The sequence below is a fragment of the Psychrobacter cibarius genome, from assembly GCF_016107535.1.
Classification (GTDB): Bacteria; Pseudomonadota; Gammaproteobacteria; order Pseudomonadales; family Moraxellaceae; genus Psychrobacter; species Psychrobacter cibarius.
The window spans coordinates 24,379-41,149 of the sequence record NZ_JABASQ010000003.1 but is presented as its reverse complement, the minus strand read 5'-3'; the positions used below and the strand labels follow the sequence as shown (position 1 = coordinate 41,149).

The window sequence follows — 16,771 nt, the reverse complement described above, 5'->3', positions numbered from 1 at the left end:
AATATGAATCAATTTAATCCTAAAGATAAAGCTCAGAACGAGGCTTTATCTGTGCACACGGACCTACAAACGCAACAAGTCATTGATTTACAGATGAGTATGGCGCATCTAGAAATGACAGTAGAGCGACTCGATGAGGTAGTTGCGCGGCAAGATAAAGATATTCAGACATTACAACGACAGTTGCAGCTGATTTATAAACAAGTGGAAAGTCAGGATCCTGAAGGCGGCATTGCACCTTTTGATGTAATGGCAGAAAGACCCCCTCATTATTAATATCTGCAAAATTAATATCTGCAAAAACTGAATGGTTGAAAATTTATGACTATTATATTCGCATTGTGAAATACGGATACTGTTCAGTCATAATCAGGAAATAATGTGTTTTTGCAGTTGTTTTAATGTTCGAAAATCATTACTATCCTCCACCTCGGATGCTGCTTGCTTATTAAAATTAAGTAAAGTAGTAAAACAATGCGGACGTTTGGAGATACATAATGCGCGCAAATTTTCATTTGAAAACTCTCACAGTAGCTGTCGCTGCTCTTTCTATTGCTAGCGTTGCTAGTGCTGCTGGTCTTGATCGTTCAGGTCAAGATATCACTGCATTCTTACAAGATGGTACTTATGCTGAAGCTGTCTATACGTATATCGATGCTGATGTGACTGGTGAAGACGAATCAGGCAACAAAATTGATGACATCGCAGAAGACTATGACTTTTTCCGTTATGGTGTAAAAGCAGATATCAATGAAACCTTTAGTATTGGTATCTTATATGACGAGCCATTTGGCGCGGCTGCGGATTATAGCGGTAAAAATGACTTTGTATCTCATGAACCGAATCCTAATTTTGGTGGGCTCATACAACCAAACGGTGAAGAAACTAACGTAGAAGTACGTACTGAGAGCATTACTGGTATCCTGGGTGCAAAGCTTGGTATGAATAAAGAGTTTCAAGTGTACGGTGGTCCAGTAGCCCAACGTGTAAAAGCAGATGTAAAGTTGCGTGGCAAAGCTTACGGTTTAGCAGACGGTTACACTACGCATATTAGTGCTGACCAAGATTATGGTTGGTTAGCCGGTGTTGCTTACAGCAAGCCTGAAATTGCTTTACAAGCTGCGCTGACGTATCGTTCAGAAATTGACCATACTTTACCTATTTCAGAAAGCTTCCCAGCACTGGCTTTCCAACAAAAAAATCCAAATAGAGCTGGTAAAATTGATATTACTACACCTGAATCTGTAAACTTTGATTTCCAAACGGGTATCAATCCGACGATGCTTGCGACTGCTAAAGTCCGTTGGGTACCATGGAGTGATTTTGCTATTGTTCCGCCTCTTTATAATGAAGCGAGTAACCTATCACTAGTAAGCTATGATGAAGATCAATGGCAAGTTGAACTAGGTCTCGCTAAGCGCATGACGCCAGCATTAGCAGTGACAGGTACTGTTGGTTGGGATAGTGGTGCTGGTAATCCTGTAACCTCACTAGGTCCTATTGAAGGCTATTACAGCGCTGGTTTGGGTGCCAAGTATAATGTGACAGAAAACTGGGCAGTATCAGCTGGTGGTAAATACTTATGGTTCGGTGATGCTGAAGGACAAATACCGAACAAAAATATTGTGAGTGATTTTGAAGACAACGATGGTTTTGCACTCGGCATGAAGCTTTCTTACCAAGCAAACTAATGTAATTTGCTAAATTATAAATCTATAGCCTAGATAATAAAAAGCGATCCTGATTGGGTCGCTTTTTTATGCCAGCGTGTTTAAGTTTAATAAAGGATTAGAGTGTTTTAGAATTATTAAATTATAACAGATAAGTATCTGCCTGCTATCTCTAAAAAATACTGAGAGCAATTTAAAAAATATCAGAATGAAAAACTAGATATTAGTTTTGTACGTGTATCTTATTTGTACTGTCCAGTCATATTCGGGAAATAAAGCACTTTAATTGTTGTTTTAGTGTCAAAAAGGCATTAGTATTCATCTCAGGACACGACTTTTATAATCATAAAGTTATGCGCAGCAATGCTACATATTGATTATTTAAGTAGTAAAACAACAAGGACGTTTGGAGATACACAATGCGCAATACTTTTCATTTAAAAACTCTTGCAGTAGCGATTGCCGCTTTTTCTGTAGCTAGCGTAACCAATGCTGCTGGTCTTGACCGTTCAGGTCAGGATGTCACAGCCTTCCTCCAAGATGGCACCTATGCTGAAGCTGTTTACACCTATATCGATGCTGACGTTAGTGGTTATGATAGTGCCAATAACGTTCCTAGCAACAATACCTATGTTAGAGGTGATAAGACTGGCGATATCGCTGAGTATTATGACTTTTTTCGTTATGGTGTAAAAACAGATATCAATGAAACCTTTAGTGTTGGTATCTTATATGATGAGCCCTTTGGCGCAGCAGCGCAATACACTGGCGACAACAATTTTGTGTCGAAAGGCGATCTTGATGCTTCTGTCGCTGCCATTACTAACAATCAAGCTCCCACTTATGCCGCAGCTTTGGCTGGAATAGGTGCGCTCACGCCAGGAGAAACGGCTGGAGTCTTGACAGATGAACAGCAAGCGCAGTTAGATGGTTTGCGTGGAGCAGTAGGTATCGCAAATGCTGAAGCAGCTAATGCAGGGGAAGGTACTAATGTTGAAGTACGTAGTAACAGCCTGACAGCTATTCTTGGGGCAAAATTTGGTGCCAATAAAGAGTTTCAAGTATACGGTGGTCCAGTCGCTCAGCGTATTGAGTCTGAAGTGAAATTACGAGGTTTGGCTTATGGTCCTGCTACTGGCTATACCTCACGTAACAGCCCTGATATGGATTATGGTTATATAGCTGGTATTGCCTATAGCAAACCTGAAATTGCCTTAAAAGCAGCGCTGACCTATCGCTCTGAAATCGACCACAACATGAAGATTGCTGAAAATTACCCGATTGCAGGTGCTTTAGCTGGTGATCCAGCTGCAGCCAATCGCACCAGTAATATGGAAATTACTACTCCTAAATCCGTAAACTTTGATTTTCAAACCGGTATTAACCCAACGACGTTAGCAACTGCAAAAGTGCGCTGGGTACCTTGGGGTGACTTTAAGATTACGCCGCCACTATATAATGAGGTTAGTAAAAGATCTTATGGACCTGATGGTTTGAACTTGGTTGAGTACGAAGAGGATCAATGGCAAGTAGAGCTTGGTCTAGCCAAGCGTGTTGCGCCAGCACTTGCAATTAGTGGTACCGTTGGTTGGGATAGTGGTGCTGGTAACCCTGTCACGTCGTTAGGTCCTATCGAAGGCTATTACAGCGCTGGTTTGGGTGCAAAGTATAACGTGACAGAAAACTGGGCAGTATCAGCAGGTGGCAAATACCTATGGTTTGGCGATGCCCAAGGTGTGTTGCCAAGTGACAAAATTGTTGGTGATTTTCAAGACAATGATGGATACATATTCGGTGTAAAATTGTCTTACCAAGACACTAAATAATACGTATATTTAGCAGTATCAATACATAAAAAAAGCGATCCGTGATGGGTCGCTTTTTTATCGGTGTTCGAAATAGAAATTGATATAAAAGAACATTAAATCAACGACTTTAAAGTGTGCATAAAGGTTTTTAGCAAAATAATAAATTTATTTGACAGCCTTTTTTAGGCGATGTCTAAGAAGGCGGTGATTGGTTTCTTGCCTGCAATGAAACGATATTTGCCTCAAACATAAGCCACAACATCATTGAGTTATGACGATCATAAGTATATTTCAGCTGAAATATACGCTTCTTGAAACACACTTAAATCCAAGACTCATTGACCTCTCAGCGCTAATAGATATCATAACTGCCATATCTCTAACTTTTTAGCCTCGCTGAGGTAGTTCTGCTTATCCATTTATCTTTGATATTTGAGGTGCATTATAAATTTATTCAGTAGTATATCTTACACTAACAAGTTAGATGATTAATGACATAGCATAAGTGGCTACAAGCGTGATGATTGAGTGAAAAGTTAACACCTGAATTATGAAATGTTATAGCGCTATTAGCTAAGTATGAGATCTCTAATAGAAATAACCATAGCTTACTTATGTACCAATGTCCTAGGTATTATATTTAATAGTCATCAATAAAAAACCTCGCCAATAATGGCGAGGTTTTTTTATAGTGATAATTATATCGATAAGCTTATTTATTTAAATTAAGTTCCATTTCTTTAAATTTCGCAGTAACAGAGGCTTTTGGACCGCCTGTCATGATACTTACCGCAAAAATGGCGATTGTACTTAAGATAAAGCCCGGAACGATAGCATATAACCAGCTATTGAGTGCCATGCCATTCATCTGGAAAGGACCGTAAATCCATAGGATAACCGTCAATGCACCGACGACCATACCAGCAACTGCACCGTTACGGTTCATACCGCGCCAGATTAGGCTGAAAATAACCAACGGTCCAAATGCGGCACCAAACCCTGCCCAAGCGTTAGAAACCAAATTCAATACTGAGCTTTCTGGATTAGAAGCCAGTAAAATGGCAACAACGGCGACAATGATTACGGAAATGCGGCCGACCAATACTTGACGCGCCTCAGGTGCATCTTGATCAAAAAACAACTTATAGACATCTTTAGTCAATGAGCTTGATACCACCAATAGCTGTGATGAGATGGTACTCATAATCGCAGCTAAAATTGCAGCTAATAAGAAGCCTGAAACCAATGGATGGAATAAAAACTGCGTAAATACTAAAAAGATGGTTTCAGGATCATCTAAAGTCATCGCTGTCTTTTGCACATACGCACGACCAGCAAAACCTGTCATCAGTGCCCCGATAAGGCTGACAATCATCCAGCTCATACCGATATTACGGGCAGTAGGGACATCTTTGACTGAGCGAATGGCCATAAAACGTACAATGATGTGTGGCTGACCAAAATAGCCTAAACCCCATGCCATTAATGACACAATACCAAGGATACTCATACCATTAGTAATGTTAAGCAAGCTTGGATCGATATTTCTAACCGCTTGAGTAGTGGCTGAAATACCACCCAGATCAGTGAAAGCGACGACAGGAACAATGACCATCGCAAACAGCATGATGATACCCTGTACAAAGTCAGTCATCGAAACAGCTAAGAAACCACCGAATAACGTATAAGCAACGACAACGCCAGCGGTGACCCATAGACCAGTGCTATAAGAAAGATTGAGCGAGCTTTCGAAGAGTTTACCACCGCCTACTAGGCTTGCAGCAGTATAAACCGTGAAGAATAAAATGATAACCACGGCTGAGATAACACGCAGCATATGCGACTTATCTTCAAAGCGGTTGGCGAAATAATCGGGTAGAGTGATGGCATTGTCAGCCACTTCGGTATAAACGCGAAGGCGCGGTGCCACGATAAGGTAGTTTAAAAATGCACCAAGTGTCAAACCAAGTGCGATCCATATACTCACGACACCGTCAGCATACATATAGCCGGGCAAGCCAAGTAGTAACCAACCTGACATATCTGATGCACCTGCCGATAGTGCAGTGACTGCTGGACCTAAACTGCGTCCTCCTAACATATAGCCTTCAGTATCATTGGCTTGCTTAAAGTAAGCGTAAATGCCAATACCAATCATCACTAAAAAATAGGCGCCAAGTGATACCAGCACGCCACTAGAAACTCCGTTCATATAAATTGTCCTTAACCAACATGGTTGGCGGTAATTATTTTAACTATAAAGATTAAGTGTTATAAGACGATGTCCCAAACAATATCTAAAGACGAAAAAAGCCATTAAGTAGGACATAATGGCTTTTATTCAATATCTGCTGTTAGTTTTATATGATTGATGCTGTTCTAGGGCTAATACGAATTCGCAGTGCTTAGAGATCAATAAGAATGTCATATTACATCATATCGATTGCTCGTATTTGCGACTCAGTTATCAGTATCGGCCACCTATATAACCAATCATTTAAAACCATTAAACCTACTATCAACCATCATATATTACTCGAAGTGTTCAATATATGACTATCAGTGTTCTTATAGTAAATTTTTGTTATAAAAACAACGTCAAGCGTATTATAACGCATGAGGGTCATAAATGCGAATAGCGTGCTTTTTAGATTCCATAGCACGCTCTAATCATCGTTTAGCGGGAGTCTTATTCAATAGGCGCTAACAAGTCTAACAAAGCTGTAACGCTGCTAGATTGCGTCAATTTCGGATTGATAACCACACCCAAATAGCGTTGTAACTCTATATTGTCTGCCATATCGATACGTTCTAAATCTTGACTAATCATGGTTTGCGGTAATACAGACCATCCCAGACCAACAGAAACCAGCATGCGAATAGACTCAAGAGGATTGGTGCTCATCGTGGCATAGGGTTTCAGATTGTGCTTAGCAAATTCAGCCAAGGTAATTTGACTGGTAAAGGTGTTGGCAGACGGTAAAATAGCAGGATAGCGTGCCAATTGCTCTAGTGTCACATTAGATTTGGTCGCTAAAGGCGATAGCGTACCTGTCATAAAGTAAAGAGGGTCTGACCATAGCGTATGATAGGTCAAACGCTTATCATAAACGGGCGGCAGTGTTAAAAATGCTAATGATAAATCGCCATCGAGTACGGCTTTGTGCGCTTTTTCTGAATCGACGAAATGTACTTCTAGTTGTACGGCAGGATAAGCTTGGATAAAATGCTTAAGTACAGGCGCTAAATGGTGCAAGCCAATATGATGACTGGTACCGATCACTAATTTGCCAGATACGATATGCTGGGAGTGTTGCAGATTAATCTTAAAATTCTCATAATCTTCTAGCCAACGCTTGGCGTGCGGCAGCATTTCATTGGCTGCTTGGGTTGGTACAATGCCGCGTCCCACCGTATCAAACAAAGTAATGTTGAATTCATCTTCCAAATTTTTGATACGTTTACTGACGGCAGGCTGTGTGATAAACAGTTTTTCTGCGGCACCTGAGATGCTGCCAGTGTGCATAACGGTAACGAATGTCGTCAAGTTTGTGGTGTTCAAACGGATGTCCTTAGCTACTTTGCGAGCTATAAATAAAAGTTGGCTGACCCAATCACAATGTATTAGAAATAAAAGTTTGCGTCTGGGCAAAAATCATCAATTATTATTATAGGATTAGCCTGCTATAATCACAAGACATCAAGACGTATTGTGACATATTTATTCTATTAAATTGACTATTTGCAGCTTATCGCACGTCTTAAGTGCTGATAATAGTCATCAATGTAAAATCGCCAATATAAAAATATCGATTTTGATACAAGCGCTGCTGACGATGCCGCTGATGATAAAGTATCGCGACGTATAAAATTTTTACCATAGGCTATAGTCGAGTCAATTTAAAAGTAGTACAAGGCAACCGAGTGTAGATGTATATTAAATACTTCAAGCGAGGTTAACGCTGTAATAATTTTATAGTGGAATGACTATAAGCAAGTAAAAAAACCAGTAATTAGCAACCAATAAAGGATAGCAACATGGCAGGTCAAACGTTATATGACAAACTTTGGAATGCTCACGAAGTCACCAAGCGTGACGATGGTTCGAGCCTGATTTATATCGACCGCCATCTGTTGCATGAAGTGACCAGTCCGCAAGCATTTGAAGGTTTGGAGTTAACCAATAGAGCACCGTGGCGCCTGTCGGCTAATATCGCCAGTCCTGACCATAACGTACCCACAGTCACTAAAGAGCGTTTAGAAGGCGTGTCTGGTATCAAGGACAAGGTATCACGCTTGCAGGTAGTGACATTGGATGAAAATTGCGCCAAATTCGATATCGCTGAGTTTACGATTAATGATGCTCGTCAAGGTATTTTACACGTCGTTGGCCCTGAGCAGGGTTTGGTGTTACCGGGTATGACGGTTGTTTGTGGTGATTCTCATACCGCTACTCATGGCGCGCTGGGCTGCTTAGCGCACGGTATCGGCACATCAGAGGTTGAGCATGTATTGGCAACGCAGTGCTTGATTCAAAAGAAATCAAAAAATATGCAAATTCGTGTCACTGGTAAGCTTGGTGCTGGCGTGACCTCAAAAGACGTGGTATTGGCTATCATTGCCAAAATTGGCACGGCTGGCGGGACAGGTCATGCTATCGAATTTGCTGGGCAAGTATTTGAAGAGATGAGCTTGGAAGGTCGCATGACCGTCTGTAACATGGCAATCGAAGCGGGTGCTCGCGTGGGTATGGTTGCGGTCGATGACACAACCATCGAGTATGTCAAAGGTCGTCCTTATGCGCCAACCTCTGAGCAATGGGCACAAGCGGAAGCTTACTGGCGTACCTTGTATTCAGATGATGACGCGGTATTTGATACCGTGGTTGAGTTGGATGGTAGCCAAATAGCGCCACAAGTCTCTTGGGGAACCTCTCCTGAAATGGTTGTCGATATCACTCAATCTGTACCAACACCTGATCAAGCGGCAGATGAAGCACAAGAAGAAGGCTGGTTACGTGCTTATACCTATATGGGTTTAGACGCTGGGCAAAAGATTACCGATATCCAGCTTGATCGCATTTTTATTGGTTCATGTACCAATTCGCGTATCGAAGATTTGCGTGATGCCGCCGCAGTCATTAAAGGTCGTAAAGTCGCGGACAATATCAAAGAAGCCATCGTTGTGGCAGGTTCTGGGCAAGTGAAGTTGCAGGCTGAAGCAGAAGGCTTAGATGCCTTGTTTACTGCGGCGGGTTTTGAGTGGCGTGAGCCGGGTTGTTCGATGTGTCTTGCCATGAATGCGGATAAGCTTGAGCCACAAGAACACTGCGCTTCAACGTCTAACCGTAACTTTGAAGGTCGTCAGGGCAATGGTGGTCGTACCCATTTGGTAAGCCCAGCAATGGCCGCTGCCGCCGCATTGGCGGGTCACTTTGTCGATGTGCGGACGTTTTAACTTTGCATTTCTATAGAGCATAAAAATGAAAATGCTGTTTGTTTTATTTTGCTTATTGGGTAGCTCTCAGCTAGCAATGGCTCGTGATTACTGTAATGGAAGATTTGCCTATTGTGTCGATGTGCCAAATCAATTGGCATGGTTGCCTGAGGCAGATAATGGTGATGGTCGTCATTTTAAGTTACCCAATTCTAATGCCACTATTTTGGTCTTTGGGAGTAATACACCAACTGTTTTCTTTTATACAGATAGTGATTATCTAAAAGAGAAGCAGCATCGATATAAAACAGGCATGACAGTTACTTACGAGCTGTTAAAAGATAAAACCTATACAGCAAGCGGCTATAGAAAAGACGGTCAAGTTTTTTATCATGTTATTAAAGTTAAGGATGGTCAGGAAGCAGTATTACATCTGAATTATCCTGAAAGTGAAAAAACTAAAATGACAAGTATTGTTAAACAAATGGCACGCTCTTTTAAGATTCATTAGACCGTCAAAAAAATTTACGTTAGTAATCGATATTTTAAGGAAAACTCATGCAAGCTTATAACACTCAAACGGGTATCGTTTGCCCATTAGATCGCGCAAACGTCGATACCGATCAAATTATTGCAAAACAGTTTTTAAAGTCTATTAAACGCACAGGTTTTGGCGTCAATTTGTTTGATGATTGGCGTTATCTTGACGAAGGGTATCCTGGTCAAGACAATAGCACACGCGTTATCAATCCAGAATTTGTGCTAAATAAGCCACGTTATCAAGGCGCGACGATTTTGCTGGCACGCCGCAACTTTGGTTGTGGTTCTAGTCGTGAGCATGCGCCATGGGCGTTGTCTGAATATGGTTTTCGTACGGTGATTGCACCAAGCTTTGCCGATATTTTTTATAACAATTGCTTTAAAAATGGCATGCTACCAATTGTCTTGGACGAGGCAATTGTAGATACATTAATGAAAGACACGCTTGCTAATGAAGGCTATGAGCTAACCGCAGATCTTGAACGCCAAGTCGTCATCACCTCAACAGGTAAAGAATATGCATTTGACGTGGATGCTTTTCGCAAACATTGCTTGTTAAATGGCCTTGATGATATTGGTTTAACCTTGCAGCAAAGCGATGCCATTAAAGATTATGAGCATAATATAATGCAAAAAACACCATGGATATTTAACGATGTACGAGCATAAATAATGAATCTGCAAGCCATTACTTATAAAACTGCTGAACAGTAATAATGTAACGTTGAGTTATGGCGGTGAACTGGCTAAAATGAAGGGTAGTTTTTTTACGATATTTTATTATTTCTCTCATAAATAGTAGCCGCCATTATGAATAAAAAACGTTATGCTTTATGGACAAGTACGGTTGTTGCCGCAAGCTTATTGTTGTCAGGCTGTCAGCTATTGACTGGGTATCAGAAAATAGATGAGGCAGAAAACGCTAAAGCATGGGCAGGTAAGATTCAACCGATTGCGGGTGAAGTCAATATTGCCTGTATAGGAACCTATCATTGTGAAATTGCACGGATAGATAAGACACGAGTGATAGGGGCTGATACGCATGAGCCTATCAATCCTGCCATGCTGGTCGCGATGAAAGATATGAGTGCAAATGGCAGAAGTCATACCAGCAGTCATACCAGCAATAAGCATGCACAAACATCAATGCACGCAAACTTAGATATGACACCACTCGCTCATAAAAATGAGATTAAAATTGTACCATTGTCTGCTTCAGGCATGCCGGGTCTAACCAATTATTATGCGCGAGTAAAACCTGCAAAACGCGAAGTACAGGTGAATTTCTATCCAGAAAACAATCTGGGCTATGTTGAGCGTTTTACTTTAATTCACGATTTTATTGACGCTGATACTTATCAATTACGGGCTTATCAGAAAAAGTCTAACGATAATTCTGGCAGTTTATTAGACACCGCTTCACCACAGCCGCTATGTGTTGATCTGTATCAAGGCAACACTGTACAGCGCCGCTTTTGTAAAGAGCTGTCTGCTGAGCATCAAGGAGAGTTTGTAGAAACTCGTATCGTGAAAGCATTGCCTGCATCATCGAAAGTAAAAGCCAAAGCTTAAAGCCTATTTGATTTTCGAAAATAGCAACTAGACCACGGTTTTTTGTGCTATTGAAGGCACTAAAAATCGTTTTTAGGAAAATATCGTAAATTTGTAGTATTAGGGCGAGTCCTCAATTCAATTGATTATCCTCTAAATGAGTTGAAAATGGCTAAATTTTGCCAAACATCGTTAAATAGCTTATCAATATCTCGATATTATTTGCGCTACTTTCCTTGTTTGACGGTAATTTATCTCATTTTTATCACCATTTTTAAAATGAGGGCATGCCCTAACATAAATAAAAAACTACCTACCCACAAGGATTAGCATGGCAACGATTTTAACATTAGCGGGCGATGGTATCGGTCCCGAAATCATGACTCAAGCTATTGACGTACTGAATGCGGTCAATAAGAAATTTGCGTTAGATTTGACACTTGAATCTGGATTGATTGGCGGTGTGGCCATTGACGCAACGGGCGAGCCCTTGCCAGATGAGACGCTAGACCGTGCCCGTGCAGCAGATGCGGTATTGTTAGGAGCGGTCGGTGGTCCTAAATGGGATGGTATTGAACGCAGCAAGCGCCCTGAACGTGGTTTACTTAAAATACGTGGTGAGCTTGGTTTGTTCGCTAATCTACGTGTGGCAAAGCTTTACCCGCAGTTGGTCAATGCGTCTAGTATCAAACCTGAAATTATTTCAGGCTTGGATTTGCTTATCGTTCGTGAGTTAACGGGTGGTATCTATTTTGGTGAGCCACGTGGAATCCGCACACTAGAGAATGGTGAACAGCAAGGCTACAACACCATGGTCTATAGCACAAGCGAGATTCAGCGTATCGGCAAAGTTGCTTTTGAATTGGCAAAAACGCGTGCGCAAGCAGCAGGCACAGCAGCGAAAGTCTGCTCAGTGGACAAAGCAAACGTATTAGAAGTCACCGAGCTGTGGAAGCAAACGATGACCCAAATGCAGCAAGCAGATTATAGCGACGTGGCGTTATCGCACATGTATGCTGACAATGCTTGTATGCAATTGATCAAGAATCCTAAGCAGTTTGATGTCATGGTGACAGGCAATATGTTCGGTGATATCTTGTCTGATGAAGCTGCTATGCTCACTGGATCTATCGGTATGTTGCCATCAGCCAGTCTTGATGAAGCAGGCAAAGGCATGTATGAGCCGTGTCATGGTTCAGCACCTGATATTGCTGGGCAGGACAAAGCCAACCCATTGGCGACTATTTTATCGGTTGCGATGATGCTGCGTTATACCTTTAAGCAAGAAGCAGCGGCACAAGCGATTGAGCAAGCAGTGAGTGATGTGCTTGATGACGGTTTGCGTACGCTGGATATCTTGGACAGTAGTGAAGCTGGATTGAAGCAAGTAGGGTGCCAAGAGATGGGTCAAGCAGTATTGGCTAAATTACTCTAGTCCCACTATAGTGATATAGATTAAATTTTCCCCTGTTTTATTTCGATAGGGAAAAATTCTAACCTTTATCATTTATCGTCGTTCTAAACCCATAGTTTGCTCAGCAAATTATGGGTTTTTTTTATGTTCATTATTGATCGCTTTCTAGCGGTAACACACTAAACCAGATAGTTGTAAAAAAGTACTTGTTTTAACAGAGACACCGCAGGACAAGGGCTTTATTAACATAAAGCTGTTATATGCTCACAAGGTAATATGGCACTATTAACAGCTTACAAACCACTAGAATCTTAGACTTTCACGTTATCAGACTTTCACGTTAGAAGAGAGCTGATGAAAAAGTGTTTGAGTAAAGTTGGGTAGTAAGGCGTTAAAACTCAAAATAACAAGCCTTGATGACAACATAACAAAATAAAACTTATTATTTTTATAAAAAATTAGGAGCATGAGGTGTATCAATTAAAAAAAATCAGCACGGCAGTAGCGATGATTGGTTTTTCTACGGCAGTTTTCATGGGGCAAAGCGTTGCAGCACCACTGGATAGTGTAAATGCTAACAATCAAGCAACGACCAATAACTCTGACAACCAAGCACCGACCAATAACGATGAAGCCAGTATTAGCAAAAATAATGCTAATAAGGCGAATGCTGCTGAAGAGGTCAGCCCTGTGACCAATGGCGTTAGCCAAAAGCTAGCACGTGATAGCAAAACCGCAAATGCTTCGAACAAATTTTTACCTACTATTAAGTATACGACAGACAATTTATCAGTTGCTGCGCAAAAGGTGAATAAGGCCACTTGGAAAGAGGGGATGAGTATCGACCGTGTCATCGGTACTAAATTGCAAGCCTTATTAAATTGGCATCACAATGGTGTAGGCCCTGTTGATGGTTATTGGGGCAAAAATACTCGCAAGGCCATGCAAGCGTTTCAACAAGCAAATGGTTTGGCAGTCACTGACACGCTAAACAACGAAACATGGCAAGCGCTGACAAAGAATGAAAAACTCACGGTGCAGCCAGTGTTGGTCAGCTATCAGATAACTGATGCGGATGTTAATATTAAAATGACAGAAATACCAGCTGGTGCTGAAGCCAAATCCAAACTTGAGGGATTGTATTACGAGAGCATCACGGAAGGGCTAGCAGAAAAATTCCATATTAGTGAAAGCTATCTCAAAGCGTTAAACCCTAAGGCTAGCTTTACGGCGGGTGAAACCATCACAGTTTATAATCCTGGCAATCCAAATACCAAGCCTGTCAGTCGAGTCGTTGCTGATAAAGCCACTGAAACGCTATATGCCTATGATGATAAAGACAACTTAGTTGCCAGCTATCCGACCACAGTAGGTAGTACGGCAACACCGTCACCAACAGGGACGCATACGGTAGAGGTGAAGGTACATGAGCCTAATTATACTTATACTGCTAAAGACGGTAGCAAGTCTATTCTTCCACCTGGCCCTAATAATCCAGTGGGCTCGGTATGGATCGGGCTTAGTAAGCCTTCTTATGGTATTCATGGCTCACCAGATCCTGATCGTATCAGCCGTCAAGCTTCAGCGGGTTGTATACGCCTGACAAATTGGGATGCACTTGCTTTGCTAGGGGTGATCCAAAACGGTGCGACTGTCGAGTTTAAATAATGCCTCACTATTTCTTAATCATGCTACTTATTAATCATGATTTAAAAATTTGAAAGTAAGTCAACTCATAAAATTTAGACAAAAAAATACCGCTGAAATTTAGCGGTATTTTTTATGATAAAAACAAATAACTAAGACTGAATCACTAAAATATTGATAGGCAATAATGAGCAGGTTAGCATTTTCATTATTATTATCAGTTAAACCACCCAAGCGTCTATATCAGCTATCAGCGAAAAGAAGCCATTTAGCAACCAGCTGTATTTATATAAATGCTTTTATAACCATTTTAGTTTATAAGAAATTAGTTTTTGCCACGATAAGTAATACGACCTTTTGATAGGTCATAAGGTGTCATTTCGACCTTAACTTTATCACCTGTCAAGATACGGATATAATGCTTACGCATCTTACCTGAGATGTGAGCAATGATTTCGTGTCCGTTTTCTAAACGAACTCTAAACAGGGTATTCGGAAGGGTGTCAATGACTTCGCCTTCAAATTCAATAATATCGTCTTTTGCCATAGTTGGTATCAATCAATTAAAAATAAGCCCATATTATACGTAAGTTAGCGGATTAAAGCAATACAGCACTAGGTTTTTACTTGACAGCCTGTAATCGTTATGTATGCCAACTCCTATTTATTTAGTCAGGTAAATTTAGCCAAATGGGGGTTAAAGGAGCATTTGGCAGTCGTTGTTGAAAATGCTCAGGATAGTAAGCATTGATAAAATATAGACCATCACCAGAGGCAGTAGGCGGTGCGATAGTACGATCTTTTTTGGCTAAAATATCTAAAAAGGCTTCCGGCTGCAACTCGTGGCGACCGATGGCATACAAGGTGCCCATTAAGTTACGAACCATATGATGCAAAAATCCATCTGCTTGAATATCAAAAACGATAAACTGACCATGGGCAAAGAGTCTTGCGTGACTGACTGAGCGTACCGGTTGATTAGACTGGCAAGCAGCGGCGCGGTAGCTACTAAAATCGTGAGTACCGACGATCTCAGCCGCCGCCAGTTGCATCGCTGCTAAATCGAGCGGTTCATAGATGTGAGTGACTTGGTGATTCAAAATAGCAGGGCGCTGTGCTTGATTCAGCGTGATGTAGCGATAGCGACGGGCAATGGCACCAAAACGCGCATGAAAGTCGTCAGGCATTGGTTGAATCCAGCGCAGGGCGATATCATCAGGCAATAGACTGTTTACTCCGCGCAGCCAGTTATGAGTAGGACGATAGGCACGTGTCGTAAAGTGGGCAATCATATTACTGGCATGGACGCTTGCATCGGTACGACCAGCCGCGACGACTTCTACCGCCTCATTTGCGACTTTACCGATAGCGGTTTCTAACGCTTCTTGTACGCCTAATACTTCTCGTTGTCGCTGCCAGCCATGATAGCGCGTGCCCAAGAACTCAATTGCAATGGCTAATGTATAGGTTGTGGGCGTTTCAGCGTTGCTGCTGTTAATCTCGGACATGTTAATCTCGGACATGATTGGTATTGAATATTTTCGTATTGGCGCTTATAAAGTAAATATATTTAACGATAGTCTAACGTTTCTTAATAGTGGTGCCCGCCTGATTGACATTGTTCAACCAACGCTGTCTGCGCCGAGTGGGATTGTCATAACGCAGCAATAGCCATAATAATCGTGCATAGATAGCAGGAATCGTTAAGCGTCCGCCAGCAATCACATGATACTCATATTGCCAACTACCAGCCGCATAGCTGTCACTGACACCGCCAAATGGAGACTGGCTAGCGCATATCACCATGTGGCCATTTTTATAAGCAAGCTCTAGTGCCTCTGCTAGCGCTTGTGAATAAGGAACATTACCTGCGCCAAATCCTAATAGAATAATGCCACATGGCGGCTGTGATAATAACGCCTGTAGCTGGCTAGTCATTACCTCAGTGTCGTTTGGCAAGCAATATAAAGCATGAATGCGTGCTTGCTCAGCTCGAGATTCGATATGGTTAATCATTGCTTGCTGATCATCGAGCCAATGCTGGCGACGGGTATCCGGTAATTTTTTGATATAACTATTGGCAGGATAGGAGGCTCTGGAGTGACCCGCAAATGCCATCAAATCATGGCTATGAATTTTTTGTACCGTTTGCGCAGGCCAAGACTCACCGCCAAAAGCAATCTTCACACCCGACTCACCAGCAGCAGCCAGTTTTAGTGAATCGCTGAGGTTATCCCATGCGTCGCTATGGTCATCGATATCATAGGAATGTATCACCTCGCTGTCTAACAGTGGGCGCATACTACCAGTGACGACTATACAAATATCACTGCCAGCAAACGCTTCTGCTAAAAACGCACCCAAATAACTCAAAGTATCTGTACCAGTGATGAGCACAAAACGCCTGTCGCCTTGTGCATAGGCTGCTAGCAAAAGCTGATAAAAATGTACAAAGTCGTTAGGGGTAAGTTGGCTACTGTCTTTAATTAAGGTGTTATCCAGCCATGAGATTTGAGGCAAGTGGTTAGCGTTATCTTGGTCAGTCAATAGCTTTTGTAAAGTCGGTAAGAATGCTTCTGCTGATAACGGTGCTAAGGGTCGTCCATAGCTACCAAAAGTACCGCCAGCATAAATGATTTTGACAGGATTGGATAATGTATTTGTCATAGCAGAAAATGGCATAGTATGAGCCGTAATAAAGAAGT

The 16,771-nt window shown here is 41.7% G+C and carries 14 protein-coding genes; 9 read left to right on the top strand and 5 right to left on the bottom strand.

Annotated elements, in window-relative coordinates:
- Window positions 1–51 precede the first annotated feature (51 nt).
- The 3 genes from JFC08_RS03475 to JFC08_RS03465 all read left to right on the top strand — a co-directional run bounded on the left by JFC08_RS03475 (window position 52) and on the right by JFC08_RS03465 (window position 3,496).
- Complete coding sequence (locus tag JFC08_RS03475) at window positions 52–276, top strand: SlyX family protein (protein WP_413786803.1); 225 nt, start codon at window positions 52–54, stop codon at window positions 274–276.
- 221 nt (window positions 277–497) lie between these two features.
- Window positions 498–1,691, top strand: coding sequence for an OmpP1/FadL family transporter (locus tag JFC08_RS03470; protein ID WP_198329723.1), 1,194 nt, complete (start codon window positions 498–500; stop codon window positions 1,689–1,691).
- Between the two features lie 398 nt (window positions 1,692–2,089).
- Window positions 2,090–3,496 (top strand): hypothetical protein, encoded by a 1,407-nt coding sequence (locus JFC08_RS03465; protein WP_193009383.1) that lies wholly within the window; start codon window positions 2,090–2,092, stop codon window positions 3,494–3,496.
- A gap of 694 nt (window positions 3,497–4,190) precedes the next feature.
- Here the strand turns inward: JFC08_RS03465 and putP are convergent.
- Together putP and JFC08_RS03455 are read right to left on the bottom strand one after the other, a co-directional pair.
- Window positions 4,191–5,690, bottom strand: coding sequence for a sodium/proline symporter PutP (putP, locus tag JFC08_RS03460; RefSeq protein WP_045446819.1), 1,500 nt, complete (start codon window positions 5,688–5,690; stop codon window positions 4,191–4,193).
- Window positions 5,691–6,167: 477 nt separating this feature from the next.
- Entirely contained in the window at window positions 6,168–7,040 is an 873-nt protein-coding gene (locus JFC08_RS03455) for a LysR family transcriptional regulator (protein WP_045446822.1), read from the bottom strand.
- A 476-nt stretch (window positions 7,041–7,516) separates the two neighbouring features.
- On the opposite strand from JFC08_RS03455, the gene leuC reads away from it, so the two are divergent.
- From leuC to JFC08_RS03425, 6 genes are all read left to right on the top strand, one after another.
- The gene (leuC, locus tag JFC08_RS03450) at window positions 7,517–8,935 is read left to right on the top strand and encodes a 3-isopropylmalate dehydratase large subunit (protein ID WP_198329722.1); all 1,419 of its coding nucleotides are present in this window, start codon (window positions 7,517–7,519) and stop codon (window positions 8,933–8,935) included.
- Window positions 8,936–8,960: 25 nt separating this feature from the next.
- Complete coding sequence (locus tag JFC08_RS03445; RefSeq protein ID WP_060490801.1) at window positions 8,961–9,425, top strand: hypothetical protein; 465 nt, start codon at window positions 8,961–8,963, stop codon at window positions 9,423–9,425.
- A gap of 47 nt (window positions 9,426–9,472) precedes the next feature.
- Entirely contained in the window at window positions 9,473–10,123 is a 651-nt protein-coding gene (leuD, locus tag JFC08_RS03440; protein WP_193009381.1) for a 3-isopropylmalate dehydratase small subunit, read from the top strand.
- Window positions 10,124–10,264: 141 nt separating this feature from the next.
- On the top strand, window positions 10,265–11,026 hold the full coding sequence (locus JFC08_RS03435) for a hypothetical protein (protein WP_198329721.1): 762 nt from the start codon (window positions 10,265–10,267) through the stop codon (window positions 11,024–11,026).
- Between the two features lie 310 nt (window positions 11,027–11,336).
- Window positions 11,337–12,440: a 3-isopropylmalate dehydrogenase gene (gene leuB / locus JFC08_RS03430; RefSeq protein ID WP_055124339.1), complete on the top strand. Its 1,104-nt coding sequence runs from the start codon at window positions 11,337–11,339 to the stop codon at window positions 12,438–12,440.
- A 450-nt stretch (window positions 12,441–12,890) separates the two neighbouring features.
- Window positions 12,891–14,087 carry a L,D-transpeptidase family protein gene (locus JFC08_RS03425; RefSeq protein WP_198329720.1) on the top strand — a complete coding sequence of 399 codons (1,197 nt, stop codon included), beginning with the start codon at window positions 12,891–12,893 and terminating at the stop codon, window positions 14,085–14,087.
- 304 nt (window positions 14,088–14,391) lie between these two features.
- On the opposite strand, the gene infA is transcribed toward JFC08_RS03425, so the two are convergent.
- The 3 genes from infA to JFC08_RS03410 form a co-directional block, all read right to left on the bottom strand.
- Entirely contained in the window at window positions 14,392–14,613 is a 222-nt protein-coding gene (infA, locus tag JFC08_RS03420) for a translation initiation factor IF-1 (RefSeq protein ID WP_045446828.1), read from the bottom strand.
- Window positions 14,614–14,734: 121 nt separating this feature from the next.
- The gene (gene truA / locus JFC08_RS03415; protein ID WP_198329719.1) at window positions 14,735–15,574 is read right to left on the bottom strand and encodes a tRNA pseudouridine(38-40) synthase TruA; all 840 of its coding nucleotides are present in this window, start codon (window positions 15,572–15,574) and stop codon (window positions 14,735–14,737) included.
- 73 nt (window positions 15,575–15,647) lie between these two features.
- On the bottom strand, window positions 15,648–16,733 hold the full coding sequence (locus JFC08_RS03410) for an asparaginase (protein WP_198329822.1): 1,086 nt from the start codon (window positions 16,731–16,733) through the stop codon (window positions 15,648–15,650).
- Between the last annotated feature and the right edge of the window lie 38 nt (window positions 16,734–16,771).

Bases quoted from the DNA above. Each gene is read 5' to 3' on its own strand.
- JFC08_RS03470 (WP_198329723.1), top strand. From the start codon at position 498: ATGCGCGCAAATTTTCATTTGAAAACTCTCACAGTAGCTGTCGCTGCT.
- JFC08_RS03465 (WP_193009383.1), top strand. From the start codon at position 2,090: ATGCGCAATACTTTTCATTTAAAAACTCTTGCAGTAGCGATTGCCGCT.
- putP (WP_045446819.1), bottom strand. From the start codon at position 5,690: ATGAACGGAGTTTCTAGTGGCGTGCTGGTATCACTTGGCGCCTATTTT.
- leuC (WP_198329722.1), top strand. From the start codon at position 7,517: ATGGCAGGTCAAACGTTATATGACAAACTTTGGAATGCTCACGAAGTC.
- JFC08_RS03445 (WP_060490801.1), top strand. From the start codon at position 8,961: ATGAAAATGCTGTTTGTTTTATTTTGCTTATTGGGTAGCTCTCAGCTA.
- leuD (WP_193009381.1), top strand. From the start codon at position 9,473: ATGCAAGCTTATAACACTCAAACGGGTATCGTTTGCCCATTAGATCGC.
- JFC08_RS03435 (WP_198329721.1), top strand. From the start codon at position 10,265: ATGAATAAAAAACGTTATGCTTTATGGACAAGTACGGTTGTTGCCGCA.
- leuB (WP_055124339.1), top strand. From the start codon at position 11,337: ATGGCAACGATTTTAACATTAGCGGGCGATGGTATCGGTCCCGAAATC.
- infA (WP_045446828.1), bottom strand. From the start codon at position 14,613: ATGGCAAAAGACGATATTATTGAATTTGAAGGCGAAGTCATTGACACC.
- truA (WP_198329719.1), bottom strand. From the start codon at position 15,574: ATGTCCGAGATTAACAGCAGCAACGCTGAAACGCCCACAACCTATACA.
- JFC08_RS03410 (WP_198329822.1), bottom strand. From the start codon at position 16,733: ATGACAAATACATTATCCAATCCTGTCAAAATCATTTATGCTGGCGGT.